Origin of the sequence: uncultured Clostridium sp., assembly GCF_963527835.1 — a bacterium.
Taxonomy (GTDB): Bacteria; Bacillota; Clostridia; order Clostridiales; family Clostridiaceae; genus Clostridium.
On the sequence record NZ_CAURTC010000041.1, the window covers coordinates 1 to 13,707 of the forward strand.

Annotated in this window: 12 protein-coding genes, 4 tRNA genes and 1 riboswitch; of the genes, 1 reads left to right on the top strand and 15 read right to left on the bottom strand. The window is 28.5% G+C overall.

The window, feature by feature from the left end:
* Positions 1–94: 94 nt before the first annotated feature.
* The 10 genes from hpf to RYM86_RS15550 all read right to left on the bottom strand — a co-directional run bounded on the left by hpf (position 95) and on the right by RYM86_RS15550 (position 8,230).
* Positions 95–628, bottom strand: coding sequence for a ribosome hibernation-promoting factor, HPF/YfiA family (gene hpf / locus RYM86_RS15505; protein WP_315081619.1), 534 nt, complete (start codon positions 626–628; stop codon positions 95–97).
* A 395-nt stretch (positions 629–1,023) separates the two neighbouring features.
* The gene (locus RYM86_RS15510) at positions 1,024–1,677 is read right to left on the bottom strand and encodes a phosphoribosyltransferase family protein (RefSeq protein WP_315081620.1); all 654 of its coding nucleotides are present in this window, start codon (positions 1,675–1,677) and stop codon (positions 1,024–1,026) included.
* Complete coding sequence (locus tag RYM86_RS15515) at positions 1,653–2,666, bottom strand: hypothetical protein (RefSeq protein WP_315081622.1); 1,014 nt, start codon at positions 2,664–2,666, stop codon at positions 1,653–1,655. Before RYM86_RS15515 ends, RYM86_RS15510 begins: the two co-directional genes overlap by 25 nt.
* 34 nt (positions 2,667–2,700) lie before the next feature.
* Positions 2,701–4,920 carry an ATP-dependent RecD-like DNA helicase gene (locus RYM86_RS15520; protein WP_315081624.1) on the bottom strand — a complete coding sequence of 740 codons (2,220 nt, stop codon included), beginning with the start codon at positions 4,918–4,920 and terminating at the stop codon, positions 2,701–2,703.
* A 472-nt stretch (positions 4,921–5,392) separates the two neighbouring features.
* Complete coding sequence (metK, locus tag RYM86_RS15525; protein ID WP_315081625.1) at positions 5,393–6,568, bottom strand: methionine adenosyltransferase; 1,176 nt, start codon at positions 6,566–6,568, stop codon at positions 5,393–5,395.
* A 283-nt stretch (positions 6,569–6,851) separates the two neighbouring features.
* Positions 6,852–6,953: riboswitch (SAM riboswitch) on the bottom strand.
* Positions 6,954–7,306: 353 nt separating this feature from the next.
* A tRNA-Tyr gene (locus RYM86_RS15530) sits at positions 7,307–7,391 on the bottom strand.
* A gap of 6 nt (positions 7,392–7,397) precedes the next feature.
* Positions 7,398–7,472 (bottom strand) — tRNA-Thr (locus RYM86_RS15535).
* Between the two features lie 21 nt (positions 7,473–7,493).
* Positions 7,494–7,569: transfer RNA gene (locus RYM86_RS15540), tRNA-Val, on the bottom strand.
* A gap of 6 nt (positions 7,570–7,575) precedes the next feature.
* Positions 7,576–7,660 (bottom strand) — tRNA-Tyr (locus tag RYM86_RS15545).
* 162 nt (positions 7,661–7,822) lie between these two features.
* Positions 7,823–8,230, bottom strand: coding sequence for a hypothetical protein (locus tag RYM86_RS15550; protein ID WP_315081627.1), 408 nt, complete (start codon positions 8,228–8,230; stop codon positions 7,823–7,825).
* A 112-nt stretch (positions 8,231–8,342) separates the two neighbouring features.
* Here RYM86_RS15550 and yyaC point away from each other — a divergent pair, with 112 nt between their 5' ends.
* Positions 8,343–8,864 (top strand): spore protease YyaC, encoded by a 522-nt coding sequence (yyaC, locus tag RYM86_RS15555; RefSeq protein ID WP_315081629.1) that lies wholly within the window; start codon positions 8,343–8,345, stop codon positions 8,862–8,864.
* A 43-nt stretch (positions 8,865–8,907) separates the two neighbouring features.
* Here yyaC and RYM86_RS15560 read toward each other — a convergent pair whose 3' ends face one another.
* From RYM86_RS15560 to murA, 5 genes are all read right to left on the bottom strand, one after another.
* Positions 8,908–9,942 carry a rod shape-determining protein gene (locus RYM86_RS15560; RefSeq protein WP_315081630.1) on the bottom strand — a complete coding sequence of 345 codons (1,035 nt, stop codon included), beginning with the start codon at positions 9,940–9,942 and terminating at the stop codon, positions 8,908–8,910.
* A gap of 79 nt (positions 9,943–10,021) precedes the next feature.
* A complete protein-coding gene (spoIIID, locus tag RYM86_RS15565; RefSeq protein ID WP_012423010.1) occupies positions 10,022–10,276 on the bottom strand; it encodes a sporulation transcriptional regulator SpoIIID in 255 nt (84 codons plus the stop codon).
* A gap of 90 nt (positions 10,277–10,366) precedes the next feature.
* A complete protein-coding gene (locus RYM86_RS15570; protein ID WP_315081632.1) occupies positions 10,367–11,092 on the bottom strand; it encodes a M23 family metallopeptidase in 726 nt (241 codons plus the stop codon).
* Positions 11,093–11,262: 170 nt separating this feature from the next.
* Positions 11,263–12,300 (bottom strand): stage II sporulation protein D, encoded by a 1,038-nt coding sequence (gene spoIID / locus RYM86_RS15575; RefSeq protein WP_315081634.1) that lies wholly within the window; start codon positions 12,298–12,300, stop codon positions 11,263–11,265.
* A gap of 117 nt (positions 12,301–12,417) precedes the next feature.
* On the bottom strand, positions 12,418–13,680 hold the full coding sequence (gene murA, locus RYM86_RS15580) for a UDP-N-acetylglucosamine 1-carboxyvinyltransferase (RefSeq protein ID WP_315081635.1): 1,263 nt from the start codon (positions 13,678–13,680) through the stop codon (positions 12,418–12,420).
* Positions 13,681–13,707: the final 27 nt, after the last annotated feature.

Genomic DNA, 13,707 nt, shown 5'->3' on the forward strand with positions numbered 1-13,707 from the left:
CCCATTACGGACTTTCACCGATTAGTACGTGCCCATGCTGGGCACACAATAAAAATCCTCTAGCACATAGCTAGAGGATTTTTACATTTTAGCTTTATCTATATTCCGGATCTAACAATCCATAATCTCCATCTTTTCGTTTATATATTACATTTATTTTATTGCTTTCTACATCTTGATAAACAAAGAAGCTATGTCCTACTAATTCCATTTGAAGTATTGCTTCATCTATATCCATAGGCTTAACACCAAATCTCTTTCTTTTAACTAGCTTGGCTTCTTCTTCATCAGCTGCAACTGGAGATAATCCTACTATTTCTCCAAACTTTAATGATCCATTCTTTTTTCTAGATAATTTAGTTTTTTGTTTTCTGATTTGTCTTTCTAACTTTTCCTCAACTAAATCTATAGCTCTATACATGTCCTCATTAGCTTCTTCGCCTCTTAATACGACTCCATTAAAAGGTATCATAATTTCTACTATTTGCCTATTTCTTTGTACGCTTAAAGTAGCCTTGGCTTCTATATCAGAATTAAAATACTTTCCTAACTTGGAAATCTTCTTTTCGACCATTTCTCTTAATGCATTAGTTAACTCAATATTCTTTGCTATAACTATTACTTTCATAAAAAATCCAGCCCCTCTCTGTATAAAACCTTTTAGACAAAATTTATTTTTTTGTTAACTATATTCTACTACTTTTTTGTATAGTTAACAAGAGTAATATTCAGAATTCACAGAAAATTCTTAGTTTCTATTTTTTCCTTTTTATTACAAAATATTACTTATAAGTGTATAAAAAAAGTAAAGCTAGTTGACCTGGTTTTTGCCCCCACACTCGCCTGCTGGAGCTTTTGCTACTAAAAATTAATTCCTCACTACTAACCCTCTCACTCTTCATGAATGGCAGGACTCACTTCTATACCGCACCATGCTCATTAGACATTTTATCTAACTTAAGTGGATCGTTTTGCCTGCGACTAGCATCGACTTTCAACCACAAACCTAGCTTTACATTAATATTATATATGACTTTTCGCTAAGGTCAATAGTTTTATTTCTTTTGCTCCATATTTTTTTAATATTTTATATCCTTCTCTTATAGTAAACCCAGTAGTTGTAACATCATCAATGAGTATTATTTTTTTATCATTTAAATCAATTTTCTTTATTATATCAAAGGAACCACTAATATTTTCTTTTCTTTCATTTTTAGTTAACATTTTTTGTTCTTTTGTATCTTTTACTTTAATTAATATTTTTTTACATTCTATATTTAATGAACTAGCGATTTTTTTTGCAATATATTCACATTGATTAAAACCTCGCTTTTTTTGAGATTTAGTAGTCATAGGTATATATGTTATTATATATTCTTTATAATTTATATTATCGATAATATATTTTTCTAAAAATTCAGATAGGATATCCCCTGCTGTAAAATTATTCTTATACTTAAATTTAAGTATAAGCTCTTTTATTACTCCACCATAATACCCATAACTTATTATCTCATTATCATTGTTTTTAATACATGTAATTTTAGACTTACAAATATCACATATTCCAGCATAGTCATTTCGATTGCATAATATACAATAATTTTCAATTGGATATATTATTGAAACTAAACTTTCATATATAATTTTTATTATTTTCTTGATGTTTTTTCCCATATTTTTCTGTTAAATTCTCTTGATAATTCTTTTGCTTTATCAATATCTTCTGAAATACTATTAGACACTAATAAAACTTCAGGTAGCTCTTTATTGATTTGTCCTATTTTGCCACATAAGTACATGAATTTTTTATAATTATATCTAATATCATCAGCAAATAAGATAACAGCATCATTAACAAGACAATATTCACTCAACTCCTTAATTTTATCTGTTATTATAAATATGGCCTTATCTTTATATTTTAATACTCTGCTACATCTTTTAAATTCCTCTTCTTCAGATACCTTTATAACTTTTACACCTTTCATTATTAATTGTGTTTCAAAATATTCATAAACTGAATTTAACCTTTCTTTATCTGGAGTATAAATAGCAACTTTCTTTCCCATACTTACAAACCATTTAAGATATTCATATAAATTATAAGGTATATCAGTGTTTAAATTTATTCTTGTTGTTAATATTCTAGGTTCAACAAATGGTTTTTCATAGTTATACGGTAATATTTCAATAAACTCTCCATTTAAGCTTATCTTCTCTATTCCATAAAATATTATTTTATTGCTTAAAATAGAACAAATATCCATCTTATTTCTTATATTTAAATTATCAATATTTGAGAAATAACCTATATCATCAAATATAATCAAATCATATTTGCCTCTAATAAGACCTAAATTTTTTTCATTTATAAATGTTAAATTAGTTATCCCTTTACCACATTCTATATATGAATAAGTTATCTCTAGGTTAACTTCTCTTAATAAAGTTAATAACTCTCTATTTTCTCTATTATTTCCCCAAACATATAGTATCTTTCCGCCTTGCATAGAAATTTCGTTTATTATATCTGAAAATATATAAGATGTATTAAAAGGAACTGTAATTATATTTAAAAATTTTATATTCTTTTTATACCAATGAGCTATTTTATCTATTGCATAATTTAATTCTTCATAATTAAGCTGATTATATTTGCCCATCTAAAAATCTCCTTTTATAAATTATAATATTATGCTATTCTATTGCATTAGTCAGTATGTCTTTAATTCTATATTTCAGTCCGGAATATCTCTCCATGATATTTGTATTTCCAACCATATAAATTAAAGCTCTTTTCACTCCAACAACTACGACAAGTTCTTTTGCTCTAGTTATACCTGTATATAAAAGATTCCTATTCATTAAAAAAGGACTTCCCATAAATACTGGAATTATTACAACTTTAAATTCACTACCTTGACTTTTATGTATCGTAGTAGCATATGCTAGATCTAATTCATCTAAATACATAAAGTCATATATAACTTTTCTCTCATCATCAAATGTTATAGTAAAGCTCTTATTCTCTTCATCTATGCTTTGTATAAAACCTAAATCTCCATTAAATACTCCAACACCTTCATATTCTCCCTCGCCTTTAATTCTAGTCCATTTTAAAGAATAATTATTTTTAGTTTGCATTACTTTATCACCTTCTCTAAAAATAATTTCTTTTATTTTCTTTTCTTTCTTATCTTTTGATGGTGGATTAAATACCTTTTGAAGATTTATATTTAAATTATTTACTCCAAGTACACCTTTTCTCATAGGACTTAATACTTGCATATCTCTAAATCTATCCCATTGTTTATTGAAACTTGGAAGTCTCCTATTTATTAAATCTATGATAACACTGACTGTTTTGTTTAAGTTTTCTTCACCAATAAAGAAAAAATCTTTATCCTTTTGATTTAATAGTGGTGCTTCACCTTGATTTATTCTATGAGCATTAGTTGTTATTAAACTTTCAGTTCCTTGTCTAAATATTTCATTTAGTCTTACAACTTTAATATACTCACTCTCTATTAAATCTTTTAATACATTTCCAGCTCCTACTGATGGCAATTGATCCACATCACCAACAATTATTAATCTAGTACCTAAGTTGACAGCTTTTAACAAATTATGCATAAGCATTATATCTATCATAGAAGCTTCATCTATAATTATTACATCCGTATCTAATGGAGATGATTCACTTTTCCCAAAAACAGAGTCATCTTCTGATACACCTATTTCTAATAATCTGTGTATAGTCTTTGCTTCACGACCTGTTGATTCTGTCATTCTTTTTGCAGCTCTTCCGGTTGGTGCACCTAATATTACATCCATACCGTTTTTTTCATATATATCAATTATGCATTTAATTATAGTAGTTTTTCCTGTACCAGGACCACCTGTTATTATTTCAATACCATTATTAAAAGCTCCAAGTATAGCCTCTCTTTGAGATGTAGCAAATTTTATATTATATTCCTTTTCTAATACATTTATTTCAAAATCCAAATCCGAATTAATAGTTTGTATTGTTTGCATACCCAAAGTAATTATTTTATTAGTAACTCCTAGTTCACAATAATAGTAAGGAAGCAAATATACAGCTTCTTCTTCTCCCAATTTTTCTAATATTATATTTTTGGAAGCAGCTATTGAGTATACACTCTCCTCTATTAATATTCTTTCAATAGATAAAAGTTTTTCACAATCTCCTATTAACTTTTCTTTTGGCATATATGTATTGCCTAATAAGCAAAACTGATTTAAAGCATGCTTTATACCACTTTTTATTCTAAACTCTGAATTATCACTTATACCAAGATTCATAGCAATTCTATCTGCTGTTTTAAATCCAATTCCAACTATCTCTTCAGATAATATATAAGGATTTTCTGAAACTATTTGGTTAGATGATGGTCCAAATTTTTTATATATTTTCATACATTGATTATTACTTAATCCATACTTATGAAAATGTAGTATAACTTCCTTTAGTCCATTCTGTTCCATATAAGATTCATATATTATCATGAATTTCTTTTTTCCTATGCCTTCTATTTCCATTAATCTTTCTATATGATTTTCTAGTATATCTAAAGTTTCTTCCCCAAACTTATCAATTATCTTTTTAGCTGTAACTGGACCTATTCCATGTATTATTCCTGCACTTAAATATTTTTCTATTCCATCTAATGAGTCTGGCAATATCTCTTCAAATTCAGATATTTCTAATTGCTGTCCAAACTGTTTATGCATAGTCCAATGTCCTTTTATTTTTACATTCTGCCCCTCTTTTATAAATGGAATAGTTCCAACTGCACTTATTAAGTTTTTAGCAGTTCTTATCTTACAAACCACATATCCTGTTTCTTCACTTTTAAATACAATGTTTTCAACAAAGCCATCTATGACTTCCATATAATCTCTCCAAATCATCAAAATAAATTTATTATATAGTCTCTACTTTAAATATATGTTGATATATGTGTAAATAAAGTAGATAGAGTAATTGAACCTTACTGATTTCATATATTAACATTTTTCTAAAATATAATCGTTTTATAAATTATAAAGTTGCTATTTATCTAATATAAAATAACATTATAAAACTCAATCAATCTAATTTTTATTAAAAATAATGTTTATAATATTATACTATGAATAATACATTTATAAAAATTTAAATACATATTAACTATAGTATCGACATAATCTTTAAAAATAACATATTGTATGTAAATAACCCTCTTTTTTAAATTGTATCTAGCTTCGCTTATGCATATATGAAAATTTTATTAAAACATAGCCAAAATAAAAAAACTTATCTTACTATTAATATACTTAATAAGTAAGATAAGTTTTTATAAATTATATAAAATCTATTAGATTTCTATATATATTTTTTTATTTCTTCAACTTTATTTAATCTTTCCCATGGTAAATCAAGATCAGTTCTTCCAAAGTGTCCATAAGCAGCAGTTTGCTTAAAGATAGGTTTTCTTAAATCTAAATCTCTTATTATGGCACCTGGTCTTAAATCAAATACTTTTTCTACTATTTCAACAATCTTATCTTCTGGCATTTTACCTGTTCCAAAAGTTTCAATTTCAATAGAAACTGGTTTTGCAACTCCAATAGCATAAGCTAATTGTATTTCTAATTTGTCTGCAATTCCTGCTGCAACTAAGTTTTTAGCTACCCATCTTGCTGCATAAGCTGCTGATCTATCAACCTTTGTTGAATCTTTTCCTGAGAATGCTCCACCACCGTGTCTTCCATATCCACCGTAGGTATCAACTATTATTTTTCTTCCTGTTAAGCCTGAATCCCCTTGAGGACCTCCTACAACAAATCTTCCAGTTGGATTTATAAAGTATCTAGTTTCTGAATCTAATAATTCAGCTGGAACTACTGCATTTATTACATGTTCCTTTATGTCATTCTCTATTGCTTCTAATGATACCTCTTCACCATGTTGAGTAGATATAACAATTGTATCTATTCTCTTAGGCTTATTGTTTTCATATTCAACAGTAACTTGTGTTTTTCCATCTGGTCTTAAATAATCTAAAGTTCCATCTTTTCTTACTTCTGTAAGTCTTCTAGATAATTTATGAGCCATATAAATTGGTAGTGGCATATATGCGTCTGTTTCATTGGTAGCAAAACCGAACATCATACCTTGATCTCCAGCACCAACTGCTTCTACCTCATCTTTTTGACCCTTTTTAGATTCAAGAGCTTCATCAACTCCCATTGCTATATCTGCTGATTGTTCATCTATAGTAGTCATAACTGAACAAGTATCACAATCAAAGCCATATTTAGCTCTATCATATCCAATTTCTCTAACTGTTTCTCTAACAACTTTAGGAATATCAACATAACAATTAGTTGATATTTCTCCCATTACCATAACTAATCCTGTAGTAGTACATGTTTCGCATGCAACTCTTGCATTTGGATCTTTAGTTAAAATAGCATCTAAAATAGCGTCTGAAATTTGATCGCACATTTTATCTGGATGCCCTTCTGTAACTGATTCTGATGTAAATAATCTTCTCATTGTTTTCTCCCTTCATTCTACTCTTTATCATAATAAATTCTTAAACTTATATTTGATCTTGATATAAAAAATAGCTAAGCACTTTGAATTCATGTAAGAGAAATCTATAAAGTAACTATATTCTATTTTTTATTTTCTTGATTATATTTCTTAATCTTTAGGGCTACTCATCATACCTTTAAAATATGGTATTCTAAAAGTTATTCACAGATTTAAGATTTTTATAATTTCCTAAAGAATAAAAAAACTCTTCGATAAGAAGAGTACTAATTCAATAATCCTTTTCTTATCTTGTAGATATAATCTATCTACAGGAATTGGCACCTTGTATACACAGGTTGCCGGGTTTCATAGGGCCCTTTCCCTCCACCTCTCTCGATAAGAGTAACATTAATTTAATTTTCATACGTATTCTAGCATATGATGTTTACTTAGTCAACATCTAATTTTGTGTGAACCTCTAAAATTAATAGACTATTAAATCATTAATTGTAATAATATATCATAATTAATTTCTTTTCTTATAATAAATATAACAATTATTAAATAATAAAAAATATTTATTTTAATAAACATTTTTCCTCAAAATTCTTTTTATTAATATACTGAATTCAGAAATCAAAATTCAATTATATTCAAATACGTTTTTCATCTTTTACTTTACTATTAAATCAAATACCTTGATCAATATCAAACTATTTTTATGAAAAAAAGAGAATAAACTATGTTTATTCTCTTTGGTGGAGGAAGATGGATTCGAACCATCGAAACGTAACGTAACAGATTTACAGTCTGCCCCCTTTGGCCACTCGGGAATTCCTCCGCATTATGGAGCTGGCAATAGGAATCGAACCTACAACCTGCTGATTACAAGTCAGCTGCTCTACCGTTGAGCCATGCCAGCATCTATTTACTTTTTTATTAATGGTGGGCACAACAGGGCTCGAACCTGTGACCCTCTGCTTGTAAGGCAGATGCTCTCCCAGCTGAGCTATGCGCCCATTAATTGGTGGAGGAAGATGGATTCGAACCATCGAAACGTAACGTAACAGATTTACAGTCTGCCCCCTTTGGCCACTCGGGAATTCCTCCAAAATATTTGTTTTTTGTTCTGTTGAGTTGTTGCCAATCAACAATGACTAGTATATATTCAATTCAACTATATTTCAAGTCTTATATACACCCATTTTAATAAATTATATAATCATTTCTCTTTTTTTCTACATAATACTTCTTTTTAATATACAACTTATATTATTTTATTAAATTTGAGTCTAAACAATCAATATCTATAAATTCAGAGAAAATATTTCTTATTTTTTTGTAATCTTGTGTTGATAATCTTGTTTCAAAAACTTTAAAAGCCGTTATTAACCCCTCATTTTCATCTTCTAAATTAAATGCTTCCTCTACTTTTCCTATATCACTTGTTGACAATTTATATACTATTCTCGTTAAATCTTTTTTATCGTCTTCAGACAATATATTCATTATATTATTTTTATTAACTGTATACATAGATTTTGAATATGATAATACACTTACACTATCATTATTTCTAGCAATTATTGCCTTAGCATCTTTAGGTTGCCAATAAAATATTAAATAGATATTCATTAACAATGCAAAACACATAAATGTGATAGTTAAAATCCTCTTCATTATTGCTCACCTCTTATTCTAATATTTTCCACTTTATTTTTTTTTATACTTTAAGCAACATTTTTTATTAAACTCCATCATATATATATGTTAAGAGGGGAGGGTATTGTATTTGACTAAGCACAAAGTAAATTATAAATCATCAGATGCTTGTTTTGAGATATCTGAAGCAATTAAAGATTATCTTAGTAATGAAACAATAATAGTCTGTATCGGTACTGATAAATGTATTGGTGATTGTTTAGGTCCTTTAGTAGGCTCAATTTTAAAAGATAGCTCATTTGAATTACCTGTATACGGTACACTTTCAAGTCCTATACACGCTTTAAATATAGATGATAAACTAGAAGAAATATACGAAAAACATCCTGATTCTCCTATAATAGGAGTAGATGCATGCCTTGGTAATAAAGATGCTATTGGAGAAATTCACACTAGAGATTATGCCATACATCCCGGAAAAGGTGTTGGTAAAGAATTGCCTGAAGTTGGCATAGCTTCAATAATTGGTATTGTTGATAATGTTAATAATTCTGAAGTATTTTCTTCTTACAGTATAAGACTTTCTTTGGTTATGGATATGGCTAAATTAATATCAAAAGCTTTAATCGATGCATATAATCTAAAAAAATAAAATCATCCCAAAACTTAAAAGTTTTGGGATGATTTTATTCTTTTTATTCAATAAGAACTATTTCTTGAGAATTCAATTCACTATCTAACTTATCTAATTGTCCCAAAACTGCTCCTGTGCCTTCAGCAACGCACTCAATAGCATTCTCAGCTACAGTTACTTCAACACCTGTTCTAAACTCTATAAGCTTGTCAAGTCCATATAGTAATGAACCACCACCGGTCATTAATATGCCTTTTTCTATTATATCAGCAGCTAATTCAGGTGGAGTTCTTTCTAAGACTGTCTTAACCACATCAACTATGGACTCAACAGATTCTTCTAATGCTTCTCTAATTTCTTCTGTACTTATTTCTAATTCATCTGGTAATCCTGTTACTAGATTTCTGCCCTTCATCTTAGCAGTTAAACTTCTAGAGCCTTTAAATGCTGAACCTATGCCTATTTTTAAATCTTCAGCAGTTTTTTCTCCAATCATTATTTTATATTTATTTCTTACGTATTTTATAATTGCTTCAGTAAATTTGTCTCCTGCAATTTTAATTGAAGATCTTTCAACTATTCCACCTAATGAAATAACAGCTATATCACAAGTTCCTCCACCTATATCTATAACCATATTTCCATTAGGCTTTGTTATATCAATACCTGCACCAATTGCTGCCGCTAAAGGCTCTTCAATTAAATGAACTGTTTTTGCTCCAGAATTTCTTGCTGCATCAATAACAGCTCTTTTTTCAACTTCTGTAGCTTGAGAAGGTACACAGACCATAACCGTAGGCGCTGTAATATTTCTCTTTCCGCACGCTTTTCTTATAAATTCTTTTAACATTCTTTCTGTTACATCATAATTTGAAATAACCCCATCTCTCAATGGACGAACAGCAACTATATTTCCAGGCGTACGACCTATCATTCTTCTTGCTTCTTCACCCACAGCCAATAATTTATTGTTATTTTTATTTATGGCTACTACAGATGGCTCTTTTAATATTACACCTTTGCCCTTTACATAAACTAGCACAGTAGCTGTACCTAAATCAATTCCAAGGTCTGTCCCAGTTCTCCAAAACCACATTCATCATTCACTCCTAAATCGCATATTCTTACCATTAATAACATTTTTCTACTAATTCTATATTATAAACCTATTATGCTTATCGTTCAATAGCTTTATATTTCATTTTTGTAGCTTTTCCACCTCTAATATGACGTTCAGCTTTATTTAATTCTAATATTGTATGAGTTTCTTCTGCTATTATAGGATTTATTTTAGGCAACCTTTCTGTCATATCTTTGTGAATAGTACTTTTACTAACCCCAAAAACTTTTGCAGTTTTTCTTATTGTGGCTTTTGAATCTATAATGTACTTAGCAACTTCTAACACTCTTTCTTCTATATAATCTTTCAAAATATATATCCTCCTTAAAATAATATTTTAAGAATAACTCAATAATTATTATTGAGTTATTCATTTAGTAAGAATTTTTTACTTAAACTTTTATTTAAGTTTAAGATATTTTTCTGGATTTACTTGTTCTCCATTTGGATTAATTACTTGTAAATTTAAGTATTCACCAAATGTTTCTTTATCATATAATTTAGCTGTTTCTCCAACCTTAGCGATTACTTGATTGGCTGTAACTTTATCTCCAGTTTTTACAGAAACATTTTTATCAAGATTTCCATACCTTGTCTTTAATCCATTAGCATGTTTAATTTCTACTACTGTACCCTCTTCAACACCTGCATTGTCTACAACATCAACAACTCCATCTGCTGCTGCCTTAACTTCTGTTCCAATTTTAGAACTTATATTTACACCTCTTATTGTTCTGTATAAATTATCTTCTACTTTTACTGGTGCTGGATAAGTATATCCTCTACTTATTTTTCCCTCTATTGGATTTGATAAGTTAACTGTTGTTGAAGCAACACTTTTAGCAGTTTCCTTAGAAGCAGTTTTTTCATTTACCTTAGTTTCTTCTTTTGCAGTATTATCTACTCTCTCCGCATTTGGAATTTCATTTGTAACGCTTTTATCATTAATATTTAAAGTTAGCTCTTTTTCTGGTTGTTGAACCTTTGCAACTTCATGTTGGTTACTTATTCTTTTATAAGAATAAGTTCCTACAGCAGCCATAACGCAAAGGCATAGAAATAAAGCAATATAAAAGCTCTCCTTTCTTAATAAGTCTCTAAATCTTTGTCTAAAATTTTTGTCCATATTAACACCTCCTTTTTTCATTATTTCCCTTTTGTAGGAATTAATACATCAATACCGTTTTTTTTCATATAAATTGAAAAATAAAAAACAAGCCGTATTATTTATTTTTAATAATACAGCTTGCTTTTCTATAATTTAATTTTTCATTAACAATTTCCTATAAATTCAAATCATTTATACGTTATATTTCTTATTTCAACTCCATCATAATAATGAGTTAATATTTCATCATATTTTTTTCCATCTTTGGCCATAGCATTAGCTCCCCACTGACTCATTCCAACTCCATGTCCATATCCAGTACAATCTATTTTTATAATATTATCTTTTATTGTCCAACTAAAATTTGTAGAATTTAAATTAAATAGGTTTCTAAATTCAGTTCCTTTTATAGTTTGATCACCTATCTTTAATTCCTTTACAGCTCCACCCTCTGTATATGAAATTATATTCATAATAGAGCCTATATTATCTTTTGATAAATTTAAATTAGAATAATTTTTATTTATTTTATCTATGAAATCATTTAAATTAATTTCTATAAAACTTTTATATTTAGGAGCAATTTCTTCTCCTGTACTATCTGTGGATTTTAAATATGGTATATCATTAGAAAATACATCTTTAGCACTTTCTGTTTTTCCCGAGCTAATTGCAAAAAATTGTGGATACTCTAATACTTTTCCATCATAAACAAGCACTTGCCCCTCTGTATCTTTAACTGCTTTTTTTATCTTGTCCCAATTTTTATTACCTTCTTTTTCACTCCACTTTTTCATTCTCTCATCCTTGTCCATATATACTTGACAATGAGTGGTGTCACATATTTCACCTTCACTCTTACTTGCTTCTTTACAAGGATTATTGAGTTTATTTATATAATAAGTTCTTGCAGCTACAGCTTGTGCTTTTAATGCGTCTTCATCAAAATTAGCTGGCATTTCACTAGCAACTACTCCAATAATATATTCTTCTATATCTATTTCATCGATCTTGTCTTTATCTTTCCTATATAGTTTAACCTTTTTATTTTTAGGTAACTCTATTTTATATGTTTCTTTTACTACACTGTTATTAATGTCAAAAGGCTTAAATATATTAAAATCAGACTTTAAAAAAACTATTGGGGATAATATTAATATTATAAGTATTATTAATGTTATTAGTATTATTAACTTTATGTCTTTATTAACCTTGTTATTCCTCATAACTCTTTCCTCCCATACCCTACACCTAAATATATGCTCAAAATCCCCAATTATGTTAAGCCATTAAATATGTAAAAATATAATTTTAAAGGGTAAGAACTTACTCTCACCCTTTATTTATACATCTATTCTATAGATTTCAGCACCAAGTTTCCTAAACTTTTCTTCTACATTAACATATCCTCTATCTATATGATATATATCCCCTATTTCTGTTTCTCCTTCTGCAGCTAATCCGGCTAAAATCATAGCAGCTCCTGCTCTTAAATCTGTTGATTTTACTTTAGCTCCAGTTAGCTTAGGAGCGCCATCAATTATGGCAGTTCTACCATCAATTTTTATATTTGCTCCCATTCTTAATAATTCTGTAACATGCATAAATCTATTTTCAAATATAGTTTCAGTTATGATACTTGTTCCTTTAATTAAACATAATAAGCTCATCATCTGAGCTTGCATATCAGTTGGAAAGCCTGGGTATGGTAATGTTTTTATATCAACTGGTCTTTTTTTTCCTGTACCATCTACTATAATTGAATTATTGCTTAATTTATTAAATTTAATTCCACATTCCTTTAGTTTCTCTATAACAGGCCTTAAATGATCTTCATTTACTCCATTAATTTTTATAATACTATTTGTTATTCCTGCCGCTATCATAAATGTTCCTGCTTCAATTCTATCGTATATTGGAGTATAATTTATTCCTTTTAATTTTTTTACTCCATGTATAGTTATCTTTCCTTGCCCTGCACCTTCTATATTAGCTCCCATACTATTTAGAAATCTTGCTAAATCTTCTATTTCAGGTTCTTCTGCTGCATTTTCTATTATAGTTGTTCCATTTGCTAATATTGATGCTGTTAAAATATTTTCAGTTGCACCTACTGATGGAAAGTCTAAATATATTCTATTTCCTACTAAGTTTTTAGCTTTAACTTCTACGAAACCATGACCAATATTAATGTCAGCGCCTAAAGCTTTGAATCCCTTTAAGTGCAAATCTATAGGTCTACTTCCAATGTTGCATCCACCAGGCAATGATAATTTACAATATCCAAATCTTGATAACATAGGACCCATTATCAAAAATGATGCTCGCATTTTTCTAATAAGATCAGTATTAGCATCAACAGGATTTAAATTTTTAGTATTAATTTTTAATTTATCATTTATTTTTGAAAAACTAATATCACAATTTAATTGAGATAATAATTGACAAATAACTTCTACATCTTCCAACATAGGTGTGTTGTTTATAGTAATATCTTCTGGACATAATATAGTCGCTGCAATTATTGGTAAAACCGAATTTTTAGCACAGCTTATATCAACTTCACCGTCTAGTTTCTTTACACCTTTAACTATTATTTTTTCCATATTATCCTCCATAATTAATTGTTAAAC

Bases quoted from the DNA above. Each gene is read 5' to 3' on its own strand.
- hpf (WP_315081619.1), bottom strand. From the start codon at position 628: ATGAAAGTAATAGTTATAGCAAAGAATATTGAGTTAACTAATGCATTA.
- RYM86_RS15510 (WP_315081620.1), bottom strand. From the start codon at position 1,677: ATGGGAAAAAACATCAAGAAAATAATAAAAATTATATATGAAAGTTTA.
- RYM86_RS15515 (WP_315081622.1), bottom strand. From the start codon at position 2,666: ATGGGCAAATATAATCAGCTTAATTATGAAGAATTAAATTATGCAATA.
- RYM86_RS15520 (WP_315081624.1), bottom strand. From the start codon at position 4,920: ATGGAAGTCATAGATGGCTTTGTTGAAAACATTGTATTTAAAAGTGAA.
- metK (WP_315081625.1), bottom strand. From the start codon at position 6,568: ATGAGAAGATTATTTACATCAGAATCAGTTACAGAAGGGCATCCAGAT.
- RYM86_RS15550 (WP_315081627.1), bottom strand. From the start codon at position 8,230: ATGAAGAGGATTTTAACTATCACATTTATGTGTTTTGCATTGTTAATG.
- RYM86_RS15560 (WP_315081630.1), bottom strand. From the start codon at position 9,942: ATGTGGTTTTGGAGAACTGGGACAGACCTTGGAATTGATTTAGGTACA.
- RYM86_RS15570 (WP_315081632.1), bottom strand. From the start codon at position 11,092: ATGGACAAAAATTTTAGACAAAGATTTAGAGACTTATTAAGAAAGGAG.
- spoIID (WP_315081634.1), bottom strand. From the start codon at position 12,300: ATGAGGAATAACAAGGTTAATAAAGACATAAAGTTAATAATACTAATA.
- murA (WP_315081635.1), bottom strand. From the start codon at position 13,680: ATGGAAAAAATAATAGTTAAAGGTGTAAAGAAACTAGACGGTGAAGTT.